Raw genomic sequence first — 18636 nt, forward strand, 5'->3', positions numbered from 1 at the left:
CCATGGGGTGGGCCGTCGCCGTCGCCGTGCTGTTGTCGGCTTCGCCCACCTTCGTCACGCGGGGCGATGTGACGCCCGAGGCGGACCTGCGCCGTGAGGCCCAGGCCGCCTGGACGTCCCTGGAGGCACAGTACGCGGCGCAGGCGGGAGGCCTTCCGACAAGGGCTCCCGCCACCGTGACGATCCAGAAGGGCACGTCGCTGACTCCCGAGCGCAACGCGCAGGGGCGGCCCGGCGTGGTGGAGCTGCGGCAGAACGCGCCCGGAGTGCTGGACGCGAGGACGCGCACGGCGCTGCGGCACGAGCTGGCGCACCAGTTGCTGTGGTGGGCCTGTCCCGCGTCCAGCGAGGACCGGCTCTTCCACGAAGCCTTCGCGCTGACGGTGAGCGGCGAGCTGCCCGCGTGGCGCGACGGGCCGTACCTGTCGCTGTCGCGCGCGGCGAAGGAGGTCGCGAGCGCGCCAGCGGTGGACACATCGCGAGCGAGGCGGGGACTGGCCCGCATCCTGGGAGAGCACACAGGGTTTCCCGCCGCGCTGACGCGCCGGCTGCGCCAGTGTCATGACGGAGCGCGGTGGGCAGCGCCCCTGACGGTGGAGGAACTGGCGGACGTGGCGGTGCTCGCGCCCGAGCCAGCCACGGTGGTGGTGAGCCGGCACTCGGGAGAAGTGTTGTTCTCGGAGGGAGACGTGCGCCGCGCGGTGCCCTACGGCTCCGCGCTCAAGCCATTCCTATACGCAGCGGGGACGGCTCTTGCCTCGAACTCAGCTGCGCCTCCACTGCTCGCGCCGCGCAGGGGCGTGCAGGAGTGGGCTTGTGGTGCGGGCCTGCCTCCGAAGGTGGATGCGCGGATCGCGCTCCTGCGCTCGTGCAACGGCTGGTTCCTGGACTGGGAGGCCACGGGCCTCGCGCCGAAGGCCTTTGGTGTCTGGGGCCCGGTGCTGTCCTCCGTGGGGCTCACCGGTCTGCCCTCGGACATGACGGAGGCCATCGGGCTTCGCTCCGCGCATGGCCTGTCTCCGTGGGGCATGGCGCAGGCATACCGGCTGCTGGCCGAGGCGCGGCCGGACGTGCTCGCGCTCCTCACCGGCAACGTGGATGAAGGCACGCTCAGCGGCCTCTCCACGTCCAAGGCCCTCAAGGGTGTCGCCACCAAGACGGGCACCGTGCGCGACGCCGCGAGCCGCCCCCAGTTCGGATGGATCGCCGCCGTGGACGCGGACCTCGTCGCCGTCATCGTGCGGCCCGGCAAGATGCCCCGGCACTTCGTGGATGAGCTCCCCGCGCTCCTCGCCCGCGTGCGCCGCCAGGCGGGACTGGACGCCGCGCGCGTGCAGGTGCTCGGCCTGCTGCCCTCCGCGACCGTGGAGGCCCGCTGCGCGGGCTCGGGCTTCTCACTGGACGACGGCGTTCCTCGCGCCGCGCCACCGGACTTCTCGCGCCTGGACGCGCTCACCGCGAAGGGCCCCGCCGTCTGCCTGGGCAGCCCGTGGCGCGTGCGCTTCCCGGACGGCCCCGACGGTGGCCGTGACTACGCGGGCATCTTCTCCTGGTCCACGCCCCCGCCGTACCGACCGCCCCCTGGCGTGCCCACCACGCCCAGCGCGCTCAAGGCCCGGCGCGGCTCCGACTTCGTCTTCCGCACCACGCGCGTGCAGTACACCGCCGGCGTCGTCGCCGCCGAGGACGTCACGCTCCAGGGCGAGGCCCGCGTCGCCCTGGCCCGCGTCGCCGCGCACAACGAGCGCCACGCCGACACCCGCCACCCCGGCCGAGCCCTCTGCGACACCACCCACTGCCAGGCCTTCCGGGGCACCGTGCGCATCCGCCCGGAAGAGACCCGCGCCCTCCAGCTCCCGCCCCTGAAGTGGGACGCCTGGCTCACCTTCTCGCAGGGCGGCGCCACCCCATGGCGCGAAGCCCGCTCCCGCTCCGAGGTGGAGGCCCTGCTGGGCAGGAACCTCGTCTCCCTGCGCTTCGAATCCGGCCGCGTGCGCTACCTGCGCACTGAAGGAACCCCCGCCGCGCCCTACGAGGACGCGCGCTCCCTTCCGTGCGACACGCTGCGCGCCGGCCTGAAGCTCCCCTCCTGTCCCCAGCGCGCCTCCTTCGACGGACCCCAGGTCCTCTTCGAAGGCCAGGGCCGGGGCCACGGCGAAGGCCTGGACGTCGAAGCCGCCAAGGCCAGTCCCGGCCTCTCCAGCGACGCCCTCCTGGAGCGCGCTTACGGCCCCCGGCCGCCCACCCCCTGAGTCTCTCCGCCGTACCCCCCACCCACACCCACCGGGTTTCCCGATACCCACTCGGGAAACCACGAAAAACGTGCTGACACGGGTAGCGAATCACAGCTATTACGTAAGAATACCGTAGCGCTGTTTGGTGTGAGGGGCCCAATGGCGGAAGGGTTGAGCGAGGCGGAGGCCACGCGGCGCGCTTTGGAGGCGTTGCCGGAGGGCCTTCGGGTGCGCTGGGTCCAGGAGGGCCGCGGGGCCTGGGTGCTGGGCTGCCAGGACTCGAGGCCGAACCTGCACGCCCCCCGGGGCGAGGACGTGCTCATCCAGGGCGAGCTGTGGCTGCTGGGCGCGCGCTACGTCGAGGGCGCGGTGCCGCGAGGCGCCCTGCGGGTGTGGCTCCTGGAAGGCCCCGTGCGGCACGTGCTGGCCTCGCGCGTGGCGGTGGGCGGCGAGGACCTGACGCTGGGGCTGGGGCCTCCCGGGGCGCGGGTGCCTTCAGCGCGCGTGGTGTGTCAGCGCGTGGAGTGGCGGCCGTACTCGGTCGCGAACGCGGCGCCGCTGGCGGCGGCCTTCGTGGACCTGTGGCGCGGCCTGGGCCGGGGCTCGCGGCTGGAGCGGCTGGGGCTGGAGGTGGACGGCACGGTGGAGGGCCCCGCGCGCGTGTCCCCCTTCGTGGAGGTGGAGCCGGACCGCAAGAGCAGCCGCCGCTCGTCGACGCGCCACCCGCTGCCCCCCTTCGTGGCGGCCACGGCGGACGTGCTGCGCGACTGCCGCCTGTGGCTGCGCGCGACGGCGCACGCGCTGACCCGCGAGCCGCCCTTCCTGCGCGAGGTGTACCTGCCCTCCCCTTCGTCCGGAGACGGCGAGCCCCTGGCGCTCCAGGCCACGGCCGCGAGCGAATCGTTGAGCGCGCTGCTGGAGCGGCGGCTGCGCTGGGCGGAAGGGTGGCTGTCCCCGTCCGCGCTGCTGGAGCTGGAGGTGTCGCGCACGGTGCCCGAGGGCGTGGGCGCCGGGGCCTGCTGGCTCACCGCGCGCTTCGAGCAGGCGCAGACGGGCGGGATGTCCACCACCGTCACGCTGGTCGACACGCCCAGCTTCTCCTCGGAGGTGCTGGCGCTCCTGCGCGGCTGGGCCCAGGCCACGGCGCAGGTGCGCGGCGCCGTGGTGCGCGGCCTGTTGCACGTGGAGTGACGCGGTCTCATCCCGCGGGCCTCGTGCCCGAGGGTGGGGCGTTCAGCCAGGCGGCCCTGGCGCGTGGCTTCCGCGTTCACACCTTGCTCCCGTCGAATTCATCCGCGGAACGGCGGGGGAGGCAGGGACCATGAGCAAGACGAACTGGAAGGCGCGGGCGGTGACGGCGGCGGTCGTGACGGGGCTGATGGGCTTCTCCGCCCACGCGAATGACGAGGAGAAGCAGCAGAAGCAGGAGATGAAGCAGGGCAAGGCCGTGGGTGAGGCCGCCGCCAAGCGCGTGCAGTACGTGGGCAAGCTGGCCGTCTTCAACAACCGGCAGATCAAGCTGGCGCGGCTCGCGGAGCAGCAGGCCACGGATCCGCAGGTGAAGGAGTTCGCCACCAAGCTGCGCGAGGACCACGAGAACAGCCAGAGCCAGCTGCGCACCTGGGCCGAGCAGAAGAAGATGCAGATCAGCGCGCTCAGCGACAGCGACATCACCTCCGAGGACCAGATGGGCACGGGCGGCTCCGGCGTCCAGGAGGGCTACCAGGAGAAGATGAAGGGCACCGGCGAGAAGCTGGGCAAGGCCATCGACAAGACGAACGAGGAGATGACCAAGCTCCAGGAGAAGCAGGGGCCCGAGTTCGACAAGGCCTTCCTGACGCGCATCGCGGAGGACCAGAAGAAGGGCAAGGACGTCCTCAAGGAGGGCCGCAAGGAGTACAAGAACGACGCCGGCTTCCTGGCGCTCCTGAGCGACACCGAGAGCGTCGTCGCCCGCAACGAGACGAAGGCGAAGGAGCTCGAGAAGCAGATGAAGAAGCAGTAGTGCCCGCGTGTGTAGCGCGGTGGGCGTCGGGCCGACGGGCCGGTTGACTCGGCCGGGTCCGGCGCCTATCCCCTCGCGGATGCGCACGGCACTCGCGGCGATGGGAGTGACATTCGGGGGACTGCTGAGCGCGTGTCTCGCGACCGCGCCGGTGGCCCCCGCGGTCCCCTCCGAGGGCGTGACGCCCGCGGGCCCCTTCGTCGACGACGCGCGTCCCCTCTTCGACGGCTGCGTCCCCGTCCCGGACAGCGCCACGTCGCGCATGTACCGCTGCGGCGCGCTCTCCGTGTGGCTGCACGAACAGCCCGGATTGAGCGAGGCGCAGGCCGTGGACTCCGGCCGAACCCGCGTGCATGCCCGGCTGGGCCCGGGCCTCACGGAAGCCCGGGGTGAGCTGCCGCTCGGAGGACAGCCGCACCCGTCGCTGCGCTTCGAACAGTGCTCCCCGGAGAACACCTGCGCGGTGGGCGGCTACGTCACGGCGGTGACGCCCTCCGCGGGCCACGTGCGGCAACTGGGCTGCGTGGTGCGCGACGACCTCCGCGCGGGGCTGGGCCGGTGCCTGGAGCTGTTCGCGTACCTGGCCACGCGGGGCAACCCGGAGGGCGACACGCTGTCGCCCTCAGCGCTCGTCATGCCGCCCCGGTTTCCGTGGCGGGTGCTGTACCTGCCAGAGGGCTGCGAGGTCGCGGACTCGACGACGCGCGCGGGGAGGATCCGCTGTGCCGCGTCCACCTTCTCCTGGAGCATCTTCCGTCCGGTGGCACCGGGCTCGGGCCAGGTGGAGCGCTGGCGCGACCGGAGCTCGGAGGAACTGCGCGACGCGCTTCCGGGGGCCAGCCCGGTGGAGGTGCGCGACTGCTACGTGGAGGGCCAGGCCACGCGCTGCGTCCGCTTCACCGCGCCCGCCCCGGAGGGTGGAGGTGACGTCCAGGTCTGGACCGGCGGCGTGGACCACCGGGGCTGGGGCCTGTTCGCGGCGTGCAGCCTCCCGGCGAGCGCGGCCTTCCCCTTTCCAACCGCCTGCAACGGCGTGTTCGCTCCGCGCTGAAGGGACGTGGCGTTCGTGTTCCTCCTGGAAGGAGTGTCCAAGCGCTTCGGTGCCGCGCAGGCCCTGCACCCGCTGGACCTGAGTCTGCCCAAGGGCGCCACCACGGTGCTCATCGGCCCCAGCGGCTGCGGGAAGTCCACGCTGCTGCGGCTGCTCAACGGCCTGCTCCGGCCCGACACGGGGCGCGTGCGCTTCGACGGACAGCCCCTGCCGGAGGGCGCGGACGCGCTGCTCGCCGTGCGCCAGCGCGTGGGCTACGCGCTCCAGGGCGGAGGCCTGTTCCCGCACCTCACCGGCGCCCGGAACGTCACGCTGATGGCGCGGCACCTGCGCTGGCCGGAGGCGCGGATCCGCGAGCGGCTGGCACAGCTGATGGACCTGACGCGCTTCCCCGCGGATGCACTGGAGCGCTTCCCGGGCGAGCTCTCCGGAGGTCAGCGGCAGCGCGTGGCGTTGATGCGCGCGCTGATGCTGGACCCGGACGTGCTGCTGCTGGATGAACCGCTGGGCGCGTTGGATCCGCTGGTGCGCCACGACCTCCAGACGGACCTGCGCGGCATCTTCGAGCGGCTGGGCAAGACGGTGGTGCTCGTCACCCACGACCTGGCGGAGGCCGCCTTCCTGGGGGACGGCATCGTGCTGCTGCGCGAGGGCCAGGTGGTGCAGCAGGGCACGCTGGATGACCTGGAGTCGCGTCCCGCGGATCCATTCGTCACACGCTTCATCCAGGCGCAGCGCCCGTTGCCCCTGCGGAGGCCGGGATGATGCGCGCGCTGTCGCTGGCGTGGCTGCTGTTGCTCGCAGTCGCGTGCACGAGCACCGAAGGAGGCGGCGGGCCCCAGGTGCGCGTGGGGTCCAAGAAGTTCACCGAGTCCGTCATCCTCGGGGAGATGGTGACGCAGGTGGCGAAGGACGCGGGCGCGCAAGCCTCGCACCGGCGCGAGCTGGGCGGCACCACGGTGCTGTGGGAGGCGCTGCGCCGGGGCGAGCTGGACGTCTATCCCGAGTACACCGGCACGCTGCGCCAGGAGTTGCTCGTGGGCCGCGCGCTGCCAGACGACGACGCGCTGAGGAAGGCGCTCGCGGACGAAGGCCTGCGGATGAGCGCGCCGCTGGGCTTCAACAACACCTACGCGCTGGGCATGAAGGAAGCGGAGGCCCAGCGGCTGGGCATCCGCCGCATCTCCGACTTGAAGGCGCACCCGGAGCTGCGCGTGGGCTTCAGCAACGAGTTCATGCAGCGGGGCGACGGCTGGCCCGCGCTGCGCGACGCATACGGCCTGCCCCAGCGCGACGTGCGCGGCCTGGACCACGACCTGGCGTACCGGGGCATGGAGAGTGGCGCCATCCAGCTCACGGACCTGTACTCCACGGACGCGGAGATCGCCGCCTACGGCCTGCGCGTGCTGGAGGACGACCGGCACCACTTCCCCGCGTACGACGCCGTGCTCCTCTACCGCGCGGACCTGGAGACGCGTGCGCCCCAGGTGGTCCAGGCGTTGCGCCGGCTGGAGGGCTCGCTGACGGAGGCGAAGATGGTCCAGCTCAACGCCCGCGCGCGGCTGGAGCGTGAGCCGGAAGCACAGGTCGCGGCGGGCTTCCTTCGGTCGACGCTGGGCGTGACGACGGAGGTGCGCACGGACGGGCGGGGTGCGCGCATCTGGCAGCGCACGCGCGAGCACCTGTTCCTCGTGGGGCTGTCGCTGGTGGCGGCCATCGCGCTCGCCATCCCACTGGGCGTGGTGGCCGCGCGCCGTCCACGCCTGGGGCAGGGCGTGCTGGGCCTCTCCAGCGTCATCCAGACGGTGCCGTCGCTGGCGCTGCTGGTGTTCATGATTCCGCTGTTGGGCATCGGCTCGAAGCCGGCCATCGCGGCGCTGTTCCTCTACAGCCTGCTGCCCATCGTGCGGAACACGGCGGCGGGGTTGCAGGGCATCCCATGGGAGGTGCGCGAGTCCGCGGAGGCGCTGGGCCTGCCATCCGGCGCGAGGCTCTGGCGCATCGAGCTGCCGATGGCGGCGGCGTCCATCCTCGCGGGCATCCAGACGGCGGCGGTCATCAACGTGGGCACCGCCACGCTGGGCGCGCTGGTGGGCGCGGGCGGCTACGGTCAGCCCATCCTCACCGGCATCCGCCTGGACGACGTGGGGCTCATCCTGGAGGGCGCGGTGCCGGCGGCGGTGCTCGCGCTCGCGGTCAGCGGCCTCTTCGAAGCGGTGGCGCGCGTGCTGGTGCCCCGGGGGCTGCGGTAGACGTCACCGGGAGTGCTAGACAGTCGTCCTCATGAAGACGACGTCACTGGCGCTGGCCCTGTGTGTGCTGGGGTTCTCCGTGCCCGCCCGGATCCAGGACTCCGATTCCATCGAGAAGTTGAGCGCGGACCTGGACGGTGACGGCAAGAAGGACGCCATCAGCGCCTTCTGGATCCACGTCGAGGGGAAGTTCCACCTGCGCGTGAACCAAGTGAAGACCCAGGATGACAACGGTGGCACGGAGGTGGGGACGCTCTCCACCATCGACCTGGACCGCTCCGACAGGTTCAAGGAGGTCGTCGTCACCACGGGCTTCCTGAAGGACAACTACATCTACCGGTACGACGGCAAGACGCTGACCTTGCTCGGGGTGGTGCGGAACATGGTGAGCGTGCCCGGCGACGGCACCCTCCTGGAGGACGATGACCACGAGTTCTGGGTGCGCCACGACCGGCACGTCTTCAACGCGAAGACGGGCAAGCTGGAGCGGGTGCCGCAGGAGCTCTACGCGGTGAACACGCCCGCGACGGTGGCGCAGTCCTTCGTGCTCACCTACGGCGCCAGGGACAAGGTGCCCGTGGCCACGCTGGCGACGGGGTCGAAGGTGGAGGTGCTGGCGGCGCTGCTCGTGGACGGCCACCACCCGATGCCACGCTACCGGGACTACCGCTACCTCGTGCGCTCCGCGTCCGGACTGCTCGGGTGGGTGCCGTCGAAGGGACTGGATGCGAAGCTTTCGTTCCCTCCTCCCTCGAAGAGAACGAAGCCGTAGGCCGCGCTACACCGGCTCCACGTGGGAGGCGGGCTCGGCGGCGGGCTCCAGGCGCGGCGCGTCCTCCGCGAGCCCCGCCGCGCACAGCCGCACCACGCACATCCACACGCAGTCCGCGAGCAGCAGGTGTACGAGCTGCATCGTCACGGGCGCCAGCAGCACCAGGTTGATGATGCCCGCGCACAGCTGCGCGACGTACACGGCGGTGAGCCACGTGGAGGCGCGCCGCACGTCCGGCGAGGGCCGCAGCCGCGCCACCTGACGGCCGCCGAACACCAGCAGCGCGCCCATGGCCACCGCGATGGCCGGGTGGAACACGCGCAGCCGCAACAGCACGTGCGCCGTCTCCGACAGGTCCTGCTCGAAGCCGTGCGTGAGGCTGGTGGCCGGGAAGAGCGTGTCGCCCAGCGCGGCCACCGCGCCGCTGACGCCCAGCACCAGCATGCCAACGATGCTCCCGCCCAGCAGCGCGCCCACGACGCCCTGGCCCTGGAACACCATGCGCGCGCGGCCCTTGGAGGCCCACACCACCATCGTCTGCGCGCCCACCAGGAGGAAGGTGTTGGTCAGGTGCACGCCCATCCACACCGCGCGGCCCAGGCGCGCGTCCTGCGCCACGTACTTGAGCAGCACGATACCCGCGCCCACCAGGCCCTCGGTGAGCATGAACACCAGCGCCCAGAACGCCGCCTTGCGGCCCGGGTGGCCTTTGGGGAACTCGCGGCGGCCCCAGACGTAGAGGGCGACGGCGAGCAGCGTGGCCAGGCCGCTCGTCACACGGTGGGTGTACTCGATGAGGGTCTGGATGGAGGGCGCGCGGGGCAGCACCTCGCCGTTGCAGACGGGCCAGTGGTCACCGCAGCCCGCGCCGGAGCCGGTGGCGCGCACGAACGCGCCCCAGAGGATGACGCCCAGGGTGTAGAGGAGCACGCCCTGGCTGAACCACTGGAAGCGGCGGGTCGCGGCGGTGGGAAGGGTCATCGTGTCCTCCCACTACCGCATCCGTTCACAGGGAACCACCGAGCGCCCGCGTCCGGCTGCCCGCCGCGCGCCAATGGCTCAACACCTGCGCTTATGGAGCCACCCTCGACAGTCCCCAAGCCCGGGGGAAGTTGTTAGCGTCACCTCGTGCCCCGAGACCGCGAAGCGCCCCCTGCCTCCTCGCCCCCTCACGATGCGGCCGAGCGCCTGCGTCGGCTGGAGGCGGCCATCGAGGAGGGACGTGCGCGCAAGGATGCGGCCCTGGAGGCCTGGGTGCGCCGGATGGGCCGCCTGCCCACCGAGAAGGAGCGCGACCGCTGGGAGCGGGAGTGGGAGCGCGGCGCGGAGCGGGAACGCCAGCGGTGGGAGAAGCAGTGGGAGCGCGAGTCGAAGGACGCCCTGCGCCGCGCGGAACGGCAGGCCAAGCGGGACGCGTACATCGCCCAGCAGCAGGCGCACCGCGAGGCGAAGCGCGCGGAGAAGGCGGCGCGGGAAGAGGCCGCGCGCAACCCGCTGGTGGGCGTGGCGCAGCTCATCGTCGCGCTGGCCTGCGTGGCCACGGCGGTGCGGCCCCCGCATGAGTACTGGTGGCTGGTGTTCGTGGCGCTCGCGTTCTTCAAGGGCGCCGCGAAGCACCTGCGCCCGCGCAACAACCCCCTGCTGACGCGCGTGGAGGAGCCGCCCGCGCCGGTGCTGCCCCAGCAGGTGAAGGCACCGGAGGCGCCGGTGGATCCGCGCCTGACGCGCGTGGACGCCGTCTGCGAGAAGCTGCTCGCGGAGCTGCGGGCGGGGAAGGGCGTGTTGCAGGAGATGGTCCGCTCGCCGGAGCGCACCGTGCAGGACCTGCGCAAGAGCTGCCACGAGCTCATCCGCCGCGAGCGCGAGCTGCGCACGGTGGCGCCGCCGGAGGACGTGCAGCGGCTGGCGGACGAGCGCAAGAAGCTGGAGACGCGCTGGGCCTCGGAGGAGGACGTGGTGGTGCGCGACCGGCTGCGCGCGGCGTTGCAGGTGCTGGATGAGCAGGTGCGCCAGCGCGCGGAGCTGACCAAGGCGGCGGACCGGCTGGAGGCCGAGTTCACGCGGCTCGCGTACACGCTGGAGAACCTCTACGCCCAGGTGCTGCGGGTGCGCTCGGCGGACGCGGCGGACGCGGACGTGGCCGGCGCGGGCCTGCGCCACAGCGTGGAGCAGCTGGGCGCGGAGGTGGACGCCGTGACGTCCGCGCTGGAAGAGGTGCACGGCGCGCCCGTGGATGGCCGGGTGCGCACGCGCTGAATCAGGACTTGGGGTTCTGACTTTGCAAGTCAAAGTCAAGATGGCATGCTTTGGGGCATGGCATCCGTCCTGTCGGTCGAGGCATTGGAGCGCGTGGTGGGCGCGCGTCCGTTCGGCGTCATGTTGAAGTCGCTGGATGCCCTGGATGGGCATTGCGTGCGGCTGCTCGGGGTCTCGTCGTTCGCGGTGCTGGGCTACATCGACGTGGCGGGGCAGGCGCGCATCACGACGGCGGGAGGTCCCCTGGGCTTCGCGCGGGTGGAGGACGCCACGCACCTGCGGCTCGAACTGCCTGGCCCCATTCCGCTCAATCCCACGGTCGGCTGCGGGCTCTTGTTCTTCATCCCCGGGCTGGGGGAGACGCTGCGGGTGAACGGGCGCGCGACCCTGGAGGGGAACACGCTGTGTGTCACGGTGGAGGAGGCGTTCGCGCATTGCGCGAAGGCGCTCATCCGTTCGGGGTTCTGGAAGCCGACGGTGACGGTGGCGCCCACGCCGTTCGGGGACGGCGTCCCAGAGTCATTGGCGGAGCCGGACGTGCGTGACTGGCTGTCTCGGACGCCCTTCGTCGTCCTGGCGTCATGGGATGCGGAGGGGCACGCGGACGTGAGCCCGAAGGGGGATCCCGCCGGATTCCTGCGCATGGCCGGAGGCCGGCTGGCGGTGGCGGACCGGCCCGGTAATCGCCGCACGGACACGTTTCACAACGTGCTTGAGCAGCCCCGGGCGGCGCTGCTCGCGCTGGTGCCGGGCGAGGCTCGGGAGCTGGAGGTCTCTGGCGTCGCGTCCCTCTCCACGGAGCCCGCGTTGCTGGAGTCGATGACGGTCCAGGAGAAGGTGCCGAAGCTCGCCCTGCTGCTGGAGCCCCAGGCGGCGCGCCTGCGCGAGAGCCCATCCATCGTGGCGGCGGGGCTCTGGGATGGCGCCCGTCACGTGCCCGCGACGCAGCTGCCGAGGATGGCGGACGTCTTCATCGACCACGTGAAGCGGAGCCCCCAGCGCGGCGCCGCCGCGACGGCGCTGCGCACGGTGGCTTCGGCGACGAAGGGCTTGATGGGCTGGGCCCTGGACCACGACTACAAGAAGGGCCTCTATTGAGCCGCGAGGGCGTCATTCGCCCGCGTGCTTCGACGGCGGCGGTGCGCCGGACGCGCCGGTGATGCGGACGGTCTTGGCGTTGACGAACTCGCGGATGCCCAGGTCGGCCAGCTCGCGGCCGTGGCCGGAGTGCTTCACGCCGCCGAAGGGCAGGCGCGCGTCGGACGCGACGAGCGCGTTGACGAACACCATGCCGGCCTCGATGCCGTCGATGAGCCGGCGCTGTTCGTCCGCGTCCTGGGTCCACACGCTGGCGCCCAGGCCGAAGGGCGTCGCGTTGGCCAGCTCGATGGCGTGCTCCAGGTCGCGGGCGCGCAGCAGCGTGGCCACGGGGCCGAAGAGCTCGTCATGGAAGGCGGGGGCCTTGGGCGGCGGATCCGCCAGGACGGTGGGCGGGTAGAAGTTGCCGGGGCCCCCCTGGGGCTTGCCGCCCAGCAAGAGCCGGGTGCCGGCCTTCACGCTCTCCTGCACCTGGGCGTGCAGCCCTTCGAGGATGCCGGGCGTGGCGAGCGGGCCCACGTCGGTCTTCGGATCCATGGGGTCACCGACCACCATGGTCTTCATGCGTTCGACGAAGCGGCGTTCGAACTCCTGGGCGATGGGCTCGGCGACGATGAAGCGCTTGGCGGCGATGCAGGACTGGCCGTTGTTGATGAGGCGCGCGGACACGGCGGTGTGCACGGCCTTGTCCAGGTCCGCGCTGGGCATGACGATGAACGGATCGCTTCCGCCCAGCTCCAGGACGACCTTCTTGATGGCACGGCCCGCGGCGGCGCCGACAGCGCGGCCGGCGCCCTCGCTGCCGGTGAGGGTGACGGCCTTCACGCGCGGGTCTTCGATGACGCGGTTCACCTCCGACGTCTCGATGAACAGCGATTGGAAGGCACCTTCAGGGAAGCCGGCGGTGCGGAAGATTTCTTCGAGCGCGATGGCGCACTGGGGCACGTTGCTGGCGTGCTTGAGGAGGCCCACGTTGCCGGCCATGAGGGCGGGGGCGGCGAAGCGCACGACCTGCCAGAAGGGGAAATTCCACGGCATGATGGCGAGCACGGGGCCCAGGGGCTGGTAGCGCACGAAGGCGGTGTCGCCATCCACGTCGATGGGTGTGTCGCGCAGGAGCTTCTCGGCGCGGGTGACGTAGTAGCGGCACGCGGTGGCGCTCTTGATGGACTCGGCCTTGGCGGCCTCCAGGGGCTTGCCCATCTCCTCCGTCATCATGCGGCCGAAGCGGGGGGCCTCGACCTCGAGGATCTCAGCGGCGCGGCGCATCCAGCGAGCGCGGTCGGCGAAGGACGTCTCGCGGTAGGAGCGGAACGTGTCCGCGGCCTTCCGCAGCTTGCGCTCCAGCTCCTCGGACGAGAGCACGTCGAACGTGCGCAGCGTCTTGCCGGTGGTGGGGCTGATGGTGGCGATGGCCATGTGCGGGTGCCTCCAGTGCGAGCGTCACCGGGTGATAACAGGCCACACCCCCGTGACAATGCCTCCGGAGTCCGAGCGTCCAGGGGCGTACGCCGCGCGCTCGCGACTCAGGACTCCAGGACAATGGGAGACAGCGAGTCCGACCGGAGCGCCGAGAGGAAGGTGTCGAGGTCTTCCGCCAGCAAGTGGACGCTGGCCGTGCCCGGTCGGGCCTGGGCGTCCCAGTAGAACACCTGGCCCGTGACGGACAGGCACACCTTGTCCGCGCCTTCCGTTGTCGCGATGGGGAGCAGACCCGGCGGAATGCGCTCCCGGAAGACCTCCAGGTTCCAGTCGAGGTTGCAGGACTCGACGGGGTCGTTGAGCCCGAAGAAGAAGTGGATCCGGCCGAAGGAATTTCCCGGCAGTCCCTGGAGATTGAAGAGGTCGCGTTCGGGCCGACCGCCGTTGGTGGCCAGCAGGAACTCCCGAAGTGGGAATGGAAGCTCGAGCCCTGCGCGCTGCTCGAACGCATCCACGTCCGCGTTACTCAGCAACGGTCCACTCTCGGTCGTCCGCATGACCTTGGCCATGGCCAGGCTCCTCCGGCATCGTGCTGAAGAGGAACCATGACCTATCAGAACGAGTGGCGGCCCCGATTCTCCGTTCCACCTCACAGGTCGAGTTACATCGTGGAGGGCCGCCCGGTGGAGGTGGACGCCTTGAGTGTGCGCACCATGAACTTCGGCCAGCACTGGCGGACACCGGGCATCGTCGAGGTTCGTTATGAAGTCACCTTGCCGGGTGCCTACGCCGTAGCGCTGATCGAACAGGACTGGGGCGATCTGGTGGAGGACTCCCAGCGCTTCCCCGCGCCGGATGATCCATTGGATCAAGCGCTGCGTGCTCTCGGCTGGCCCGAGCCGGCACGAGCGCTGGCGGACCCGGTGACGGCTCCACTGGTCCTCGACTTCTTCGCTCACGAATTGCTGCTGCGCTGGTTCGACGACGGAGTCCCCTCGGGGCCCGGCTTCGTGCTCAACACCGTCGATGCGTTCCGCATGGCCGGTGCCGACGTGTACTTCACAGGCCGGGCAAGGCCCCATGTCCCCGGCGTGCCCTATGCCTATCAGGACGTCTGAGGAACGGCCTCCCGTGACCGAACCATGACCGAACCACCGACCGTCCAAGGCCAACGCATCCTCGGCCCCGTGGTCCCATGGTGTCCGACGCACAGGGAGGTCGTGCATGGGAATGGCCGTGGGCGGCAGGGGCGGAGTGAAGGCCGACATCAACGTCACCCCATTGGTCGACGTGGTGCTGGTGCTGCTGATCATCTTCATGGTCGTGACGCCGCTGTCCCAGGAGGGCAAGGACGTCACCCTGCCCACCGCCGCGCAGGGCGAGCAGCACGAGAAGCCTGAACCCCTGGTCTTCTCCCTCTCCGCCGACAAGGTGCTGTACGTCGGCGACGAAGCCATCCCGGACGCCGCTCGCTTCCAGGAGCGCATCCAGCAGGAGCTGCGCGCCCACCGTGACCGCAAGCTGCTCTTCAAGGCCGATGCGTCACTGACGTGCGGCGACGTGCTCGGCGTCCTGCGACAGTCGGAGAACGCGGGCGCGGAGTTCGTGTCCCTGGGTGTCTCCGTGAAGAAGCCCTGAGGAGGACCGCCATGCACGCAAGACGCCCCGTCGTGGTGAAGCCCCAGTCCGGTCTCCAGTCCGAACCCAACGTCACGCCGTTGGTCGACGTGGTCCTGGTGCTGCTGATCATCTTCATGGTCGTGATGCCGCTGATGCGCGGCGAGTTCGTGCTCCAGCTCCCCTCGGCCGGGGACCCGGGCGCCTACGCCATGTCCTCCGAGGACCTGCCCCCGGGCCTCATCCGGCTCACGGCGGAGGGCGCGCTCCTCATCGACGGCGACCCGGTGAGCGAGGCGGACTACATCCCGCGCCTGCGCGCCTTCCTGGCGGCCCGCCCCAAGGGCCAGCGGGGCCTGTACTTCCAGCCTGACGCCCGTGCCCCCTACACCCGGCTCATCGCCGCCCTCGACGGCGCCAAGGTCGCGGGCGCGGAGCGCCTGGGGCTGACCTTCCCGAAACCCTGAGCACCTGGAGCCTGTCCGACACTCGCCGCGAAAAGCCCGTGGCCAGCCCGCACCCGCTGTCTTAAGTCACGGCCATGTCACGAGGGCCATGGCGGTGGGTGTCGGGTTGGGACGTGATGGTGACGCGGCCCCTGGGGCTGCTGCTGCTCGTGGTCGCGTGCGTCCTGGGCTTCGTCGTCCTGTCGGACGAGGTCCATGAAGGCGACACGCAGGACATCGACGAGCGCATCGTGCGCTCCCTGCGCCGTGACGAAGACCCCGCGATGCCTCGCGGGCCGTGGTGGCTCTCGGAGACCGCTCGCGACGTGACGTCCCTGGGGGGCTTCCCCGTCCTGGCGCTCCTCACCGCGGCCGTGTGCGGCTTCCTCGTGGTGGCCCGCCGCTACCGCACCAGCCTCTTCGTGCTGTCCTCCATCGTTGGCGGGTGGATCCTCAACGCGCTGCTCAAGAACCTGTTCCACCGCCCGCGCCCCTCGGTGGTGCCCCACCTCACCGAGACCATGTCCACCAGCTTCCCCAGCGGCCACGCCATGCTGTCCGCCATCACCTACCTCACGCTGGGCGCGCTCCTGGCCCAGTTCGCGGAACACCGCCGCGTGAAGGTCTACCTCCTCACCGTGGCCCTGGTGCTCTCCGTCCTCGTGGGCTGCACCCGCGTCTACCTGGGCGTGCACTACCCCACGGATGTGCTCGGCGGCTGGGTGGCCGGGCTCGCGTGGGCCCTGTTCGTCACCGTCGCCGCCCGCACCGTGCGCCGCCGCAGCCCTGCCCTGCGGGAGGAGGCCCAGCGCCCCGTGGAATGAGCCTTGCGCCCACGGCCCCCGCGCGTGATGAAGGGGCCACCACCCTTTTCAACCTGCCTCCCGTGTCCCTCGTCCCCGTGAACGCCCGCCACTTCCTGCCAGCCGCGAGGCGCGGATGATTCAAGCGTGGCTCTGGAAGCTGGGCCTGGGGCGCGGCCGGGTGCACGTCTTCTACGACGAGGCCTACCGCCTCCCCCTCTCCGGCATCGAATCCTCCGTGGGCATCGAGCCGCGCGGCACCGACTTCACCACCTGGTACCTGCTGGAGTCCGGCGTGGTGCGCGCCGCGGACGTGCGCCACCCCGTGCCCGTGTCCTACGCGCAGCTCGCGCGCGTGCACGACGCCCGCTACCTGGAGTCCCTCTCCGACCCCGCCACCCTCGCGCGCATCTACGCCACCGACCCGTCGGAGGTCCCCGTGGACGCGCTCCTGGACAGCGTGCGGCTCGTGTGCGGCGGGACGCTGGGCGCGGCCCGGCTGGCGCTCGCGCGGCAGGGGCCCGTGGTCAACATGGCCGGCGGCTTCCACCATGCGCGCCCGGACAAGGGCGGCGGCTTCTGCACCGTCAACGACATCGCCGTGGCGGTGGCGGACCTGCGCGCCTCCGGCTTCGACGGCTCCGTGGCCGTGCTGGACCTGGACGCGCACCCGCCGGACGGCACCGCCGCGTGTCTCGCCGGACAGCCGAAGGTGTGGATCGGCTCCGTGTCCGGCAGCGACTGGGGCGTGCTGCCTCCCGGCGTGGATGAAACCCGCGTGCCGGATGGCTGCGACGACGTCACCTACGTGCAGAAGGTGAAGGACCTGCTCGCGCGGATGCCCGCTTCCGACATCACCTTCGTCATCGCTGGCGGAGACGTGCTGTCCGGGGACCGCTTCGGGCGCGTGGGCATCACGCTCCAGGGCGCGCGCAAGCGCGACGTGGCCATCGCCGCCGCGCTGCGGGGACGGGCCAGCGTGTGGCTGCCCGGCGGCGGCTACCACGCGGAGTCCTGGAAGCTGTTCGCGGGCACCGTGCTGGTGCTCGCGGGCCTGGGCCACCAGCGCATCACCGCGCGCTACGACCCGCTGAGCGCGCGCTTCCAGCGCATCGCGCACCTGTTGGATCCGGAGAAGGCGAACACCGCCGGCAAGGCGCCGCACTGGGAGCCCTTCTCGCTGGAGGACCTGGAGGGCCCGCTGCGGCTGGGGCCGGAGGTCCAGCCGCGCGTCCTGGGCCACTACACCGCGCAGGGCATCGAGTACGCGCTCTTCCGCTACGGCCTGCTGTCGTACGTGGAGCGCCTGGGCTACAGCCGCCTGCGCGTGCAGGTGGCCTCCACCGGCGGCACCGGCGACCGCATCATGGTGCTGGGCCACGCGGGCGGCCGCGAGCACCTGCTGTCGGACTCGGTGCTGGAGAAGCGGGTGCTCCAGGGCGAGACCTTCCTCTTCGCCAACTGGCTGTCCCTGCGCCACCCGCGCGCGCGCTTCAGCGACAAGCGCCCGCAGCTCCCTGGCCAGGAGGTGCCCGGCCTGGGCCTGTCTCGCGAGACGACGGAGGTGCTGCTCGCCATGGCCCAGCGCCTGGGCCTGGCGGGCGTAGCCTTCCGGCCCATGTGGTACCACCTGGCCGTCGTCGCGCGCGGCCGCTTCCACTTCTCCACCGCGGAGCGCCAGGGCCGCTTCGAGGCGCTGATGCGCGACCTGTCCTCGCTGTCGCTCGTGGAGGCCACGCGCGCCGTGGCCGAAGGGCGCGTGCGCCTGGACGGCCAGCCGTACCCGTGGGAGCCGGACGACATGGTCTGCCACCTGTCCCCCGTGTCCCTGGACGCGGAGGCCGTGGCGAAGGAGCGCGAGCGCTGCCACTTCACGGTGGAGCCCGCCGCGGCGCCGGTGCCCGCGTCCGGTTGAAGCCGGGCCCGTGGTAGTCAGGACCCGTGGACCTGGACGCGCAACGACGTGAACAACACAAGCTGCGGCTGTCGTGGATGCCGTGGCTCTACTTCAGCCTCAAGCCGCGCCACCGAGAGTGGGCGGAGGCCTGGCAGCGCGAGGTGCAAGACCGCCTGCGCGCGCTGGAGACGGTTGATATCGCCGAAGGATGTTTCATTGCTCCGGAGGCGCGCATCTTCGCGGAGCCCGGCCGCACCGTGCGCATTGGCCCGGGGTGCAGCATTGGCGCGGACGCCTTCGTGCACGGGCCGGTGGTGCTGGAGGCGCGCGTCAGCCTCAACGCGCGCGTCAGCCTGGATGGCGGCGCGTGTGGCATCCGCATCGGCGAGGGAAGCCGCATCGCCACCGGCGCCACGCTCTACGCCTTCGACCACGGGCTCGCGCCGGATCGCCCCGTGCGAGAGCAGCCCGTCACCTCGAAGGGCATCGTGATCGGCCAGGACGTCTGGGTGGGCGCCAACGCCGGTATCACTGACGGTGTCACCGTGGGCGATCACGCCGTGATTGGCATGGGCGCCGTCGTCACCCGCGACGTGCCTCCGTGGGCCATCGTCGGTGGCGTGCCTGCACGCCTGCTCGGGGATCGCCGTCAACGCCCCCGTTCCGGAATTCCTGGGGGGTGGGAGCCTCCAGATTCCGAGGGAAACCCCTGAGTCCCGGGTGGGTCCATTGACTTTGAAACATTCGAGCGCCCTATGCTTCGGGCCGCGGTGAGACGGAAAG

18 protein-coding genes are annotated in these 18636 nt (G+C 71.5%); 15 read left to right on the top strand and 3 right to left on the bottom strand.

Annotation, left to right across the window (positions count from 1 at the left end):
• Positions 1-2: 2 nt before the first annotated feature.
• The 7 genes from ACX114_RS02625 to ACX114_RS02655 all read left to right on the top strand — a co-directional run bounded on the left by ACX114_RS02625 (position 3) and on the right by ACX114_RS02655 (position 8314).
• A complete protein-coding gene (locus ACX114_RS02625) occupies positions 3-2252 on the top strand; it encodes a hypothetical protein (RefSeq protein ID WP_459294368.1) in 2250 nt (749 codons plus the stop codon).
• Between the two features lie 141 nt (positions 2253-2393).
• Positions 2394-3425 carry a hypothetical protein gene (locus ACX114_RS02630; RefSeq protein WP_459294370.1) on the top strand — a complete coding sequence of 344 codons (1032 nt, stop codon included), beginning with the start codon at positions 2394-2396 and terminating at the stop codon, positions 3423-3425.
• Positions 3426-3555: 130 nt separating this feature from the next.
• Complete coding sequence (locus tag ACX114_RS02635; RefSeq protein ID WP_459294372.1) at positions 3556-4239, top strand: DUF4142 domain-containing protein; 684 nt, start codon at positions 3556-3558, stop codon at positions 4237-4239.
• Positions 4240-4318: 79 nt separating this feature from the next.
• Positions 4319-5290, top strand: a complete 972-nt coding sequence (locus ACX114_RS02640) for a hypothetical protein (protein WP_459294374.1) — start codon at positions 4319-4321, stop codon at positions 5288-5290.
• A gap of 15 nt (positions 5291-5305) precedes the next feature.
• Positions 5306-6055: an ATP-binding cassette domain-containing protein gene (locus ACX114_RS02645; RefSeq protein WP_459300051.1), complete on the top strand. Its 750-nt coding sequence runs from the start codon at positions 5306-5308 to the stop codon at positions 6053-6055.
• Positions 6055-7542, top strand: a complete 1488-nt coding sequence (locus ACX114_RS02650) for an ABC transporter permease/substrate-binding protein (protein WP_459300053.1) — start codon at positions 6055-6057, stop codon at positions 7540-7542. The genes ACX114_RS02645 and ACX114_RS02650 overlap by 1 nt, the downstream gene beginning before the upstream one ends.
• A 31-nt stretch (positions 7543-7573) precedes the next feature.
• On the top strand, positions 7574-8314 hold the full coding sequence (locus tag ACX114_RS02655) for a hypothetical protein (RefSeq protein ID WP_459294376.1): 741 nt from the start codon (positions 7574-7576) through the stop codon (positions 8312-8314).
• A 6-nt stretch (positions 8315-8320) separates the two neighbouring features.
• On the opposite strand, the gene ACX114_RS02660 is transcribed toward ACX114_RS02655, so the two are convergent.
• The gene (locus ACX114_RS02660) at positions 8321-9295 is read right to left on the bottom strand and encodes a COX15/CtaA family protein (RefSeq protein ID WP_459294378.1); all 975 of its coding nucleotides are present in this window, start codon (positions 9293-9295) and stop codon (positions 8321-8323) included.
• Between the two features lie 147 nt (positions 9296-9442).
• On the opposite strand from ACX114_RS02660, the gene ACX114_RS02665 reads away from it, so the two are divergent.
• Together ACX114_RS02665 and ACX114_RS02670 are read left to right on the top strand one after the other, a co-directional pair.
• Positions 9443-10570 (top strand): hypothetical protein, encoded by a 1128-nt coding sequence (locus ACX114_RS02665; protein ID WP_459294380.1) that lies wholly within the window; start codon positions 9443-9445, stop codon positions 10568-10570.
• 57 nt (positions 10571-10627) lie between these two features.
• Positions 10628-11668, top strand: coding sequence for a pyridoxamine 5'-phosphate oxidase family protein (locus tag ACX114_RS02670; protein ID WP_459294382.1), 1041 nt, complete (start codon positions 10628-10630; stop codon positions 11666-11668).
• A 12-nt stretch (positions 11669-11680) separates the two neighbouring features.
• Here ACX114_RS02670 and ACX114_RS02675 read toward each other — a convergent pair whose 3' ends face one another.
• Together ACX114_RS02675 and ACX114_RS02680 are read right to left on the bottom strand one after the other, a co-directional pair.
• On the bottom strand, positions 11681-13087 hold the full coding sequence (locus ACX114_RS02675) for an NAD-dependent succinate-semialdehyde dehydrogenase (protein WP_459294384.1): 1407 nt from the start codon (positions 13085-13087) through the stop codon (positions 11681-11683).
• A 107-nt stretch (positions 13088-13194) separates the two neighbouring features.
• Positions 13195-13659, bottom strand: a complete 465-nt coding sequence (locus tag ACX114_RS02680) for an SMI1/KNR4 family protein (protein WP_459294386.1) — start codon at positions 13657-13659, stop codon at positions 13195-13197.
• 36 nt (positions 13660-13695) lie between these two features.
• On the opposite strand from ACX114_RS02680, the gene ACX114_RS02685 reads away from it, so the two are divergent.
• The 6 genes from ACX114_RS02685 (at position 13696) to ACX114_RS02710 (ending at position 18566) form a co-directional block, all read left to right on the top strand.
• Positions 13696-14208 (top strand): hypothetical protein, encoded by a 513-nt coding sequence (locus ACX114_RS02685; RefSeq protein ID WP_459294388.1) that lies wholly within the window; start codon positions 13696-13698, stop codon positions 14206-14208.
• A 106-nt stretch (positions 14209-14314) separates the two neighbouring features.
• Positions 14315-14728: an ExbD/TolR family protein gene (locus ACX114_RS02690; protein WP_459294390.1), complete on the top strand. Its 414-nt coding sequence runs from the start codon at positions 14315-14317 to the stop codon at positions 14726-14728.
• A gap of 11 nt (positions 14729-14739) precedes the next feature.
• A complete protein-coding gene (locus tag ACX114_RS02695; protein ID WP_459294392.1) occupies positions 14740-15174 on the top strand; it encodes an ExbD/TolR family protein in 435 nt (144 codons plus the stop codon).
• A 74-nt stretch (positions 15175-15248) separates the two neighbouring features.
• The gene (locus ACX114_RS02700) at positions 15249-15977 is read left to right on the top strand and encodes a phosphatase PAP2 family protein (protein ID WP_459294394.1); all 729 of its coding nucleotides are present in this window, start codon (positions 15249-15251) and stop codon (positions 15975-15977) included.
• Positions 15978-16092: 115 nt separating this feature from the next.
• Positions 16093-17871: a histone deacetylase family protein gene (locus tag ACX114_RS02705; RefSeq protein WP_459294396.1), complete on the top strand. Its 1779-nt coding sequence runs from the start codon at positions 16093-16095 to the stop codon at positions 17869-17871.
• A 26-nt stretch (positions 17872-17897) separates the two neighbouring features.
• Positions 17898-18566 carry an acyltransferase gene (locus ACX114_RS02710; protein WP_459294398.1) on the top strand — a complete coding sequence of 223 codons (669 nt, stop codon included), beginning with the start codon at positions 17898-17900 and terminating at the stop codon, positions 18564-18566.
• Positions 18567-18636 lie beyond the last annotated feature (70 nt).

This window comes from Corallococcus sp. M7 (assembly GCF_054512695.1).

Excerpts from the sequence above, each read along its gene's own strand:
- ACX114_RS02625 (WP_459294368.1), top strand. The coding sequence starts at position 3 with ATGGGGTGGGCCGTCGCCGTCGCCGTGCTGTTGTCGGCTTCGCCCACC.
- ACX114_RS02630 (WP_459294370.1), top strand. The coding sequence starts at position 2,394 with ATGGCGGAAGGGTTGAGCGAGGCGGAGGCCACGCGGCGCGCTTTGGAG.
- ACX114_RS02635 (WP_459294372.1), top strand. The coding sequence starts at position 3,556 with ATGAGCAAGACGAACTGGAAGGCGCGGGCGGTGACGGCGGCGGTCGTG.
- ACX114_RS02640 (WP_459294374.1), top strand. The coding sequence starts at position 4,319 with ATGCGCACGGCACTCGCGGCGATGGGAGTGACATTCGGGGGACTGCTG.
- ACX114_RS02650 (WP_459300053.1), top strand. The coding sequence starts at position 6,055 with ATGCGCGCGCTGTCGCTGGCGTGGCTGCTGTTGCTCGCAGTCGCGTGC.
- ACX114_RS02655 (WP_459294376.1), top strand. The coding sequence starts at position 7,574 with ATGAAGACGACGTCACTGGCGCTGGCCCTGTGTGTGCTGGGGTTCTCC.
- ACX114_RS02660 (WP_459294378.1), bottom strand. The coding sequence starts at position 9,295 with ATGACCCTTCCCACCGCCGCGACCCGCCGCTTCCAGTGGTTCAGCCAG.
- ACX114_RS02670 (WP_459294382.1), top strand. The coding sequence starts at position 10,628 with ATGGCATCCGTCCTGTCGGTCGAGGCATTGGAGCGCGTGGTGGGCGCG.
- ACX114_RS02675 (WP_459294384.1), bottom strand. The coding sequence starts at position 13,087 with ATGGCCATCGCCACCATCAGCCCCACCACCGGCAAGACGCTGCGCACG.
- ACX114_RS02680 (WP_459294386.1), bottom strand. The coding sequence starts at position 13,659 with ATGGCCAAGGTCATGCGGACGACCGAGAGTGGACCGTTGCTGAGTAAC.
- ACX114_RS02685 (WP_459294388.1), top strand. The coding sequence starts at position 13,696 with ATGACCTATCAGAACGAGTGGCGGCCCCGATTCTCCGTTCCACCTCAC.
- ACX114_RS02690 (WP_459294390.1), top strand. The coding sequence starts at position 14,315 with ATGGGAATGGCCGTGGGCGGCAGGGGCGGAGTGAAGGCCGACATCAAC.
- ACX114_RS02695 (WP_459294392.1), top strand. The coding sequence starts at position 14,740 with ATGCACGCAAGACGCCCCGTCGTGGTGAAGCCCCAGTCCGGTCTCCAG.
- ACX114_RS02700 (WP_459294394.1), top strand. The coding sequence starts at position 15,249 with ATGTCACGAGGGCCATGGCGGTGGGTGTCGGGTTGGGACGTGATGGTG.
- ACX114_RS02705 (WP_459294396.1), top strand. The coding sequence starts at position 16,093 with ATGATTCAAGCGTGGCTCTGGAAGCTGGGCCTGGGGCGCGGCCGGGTG.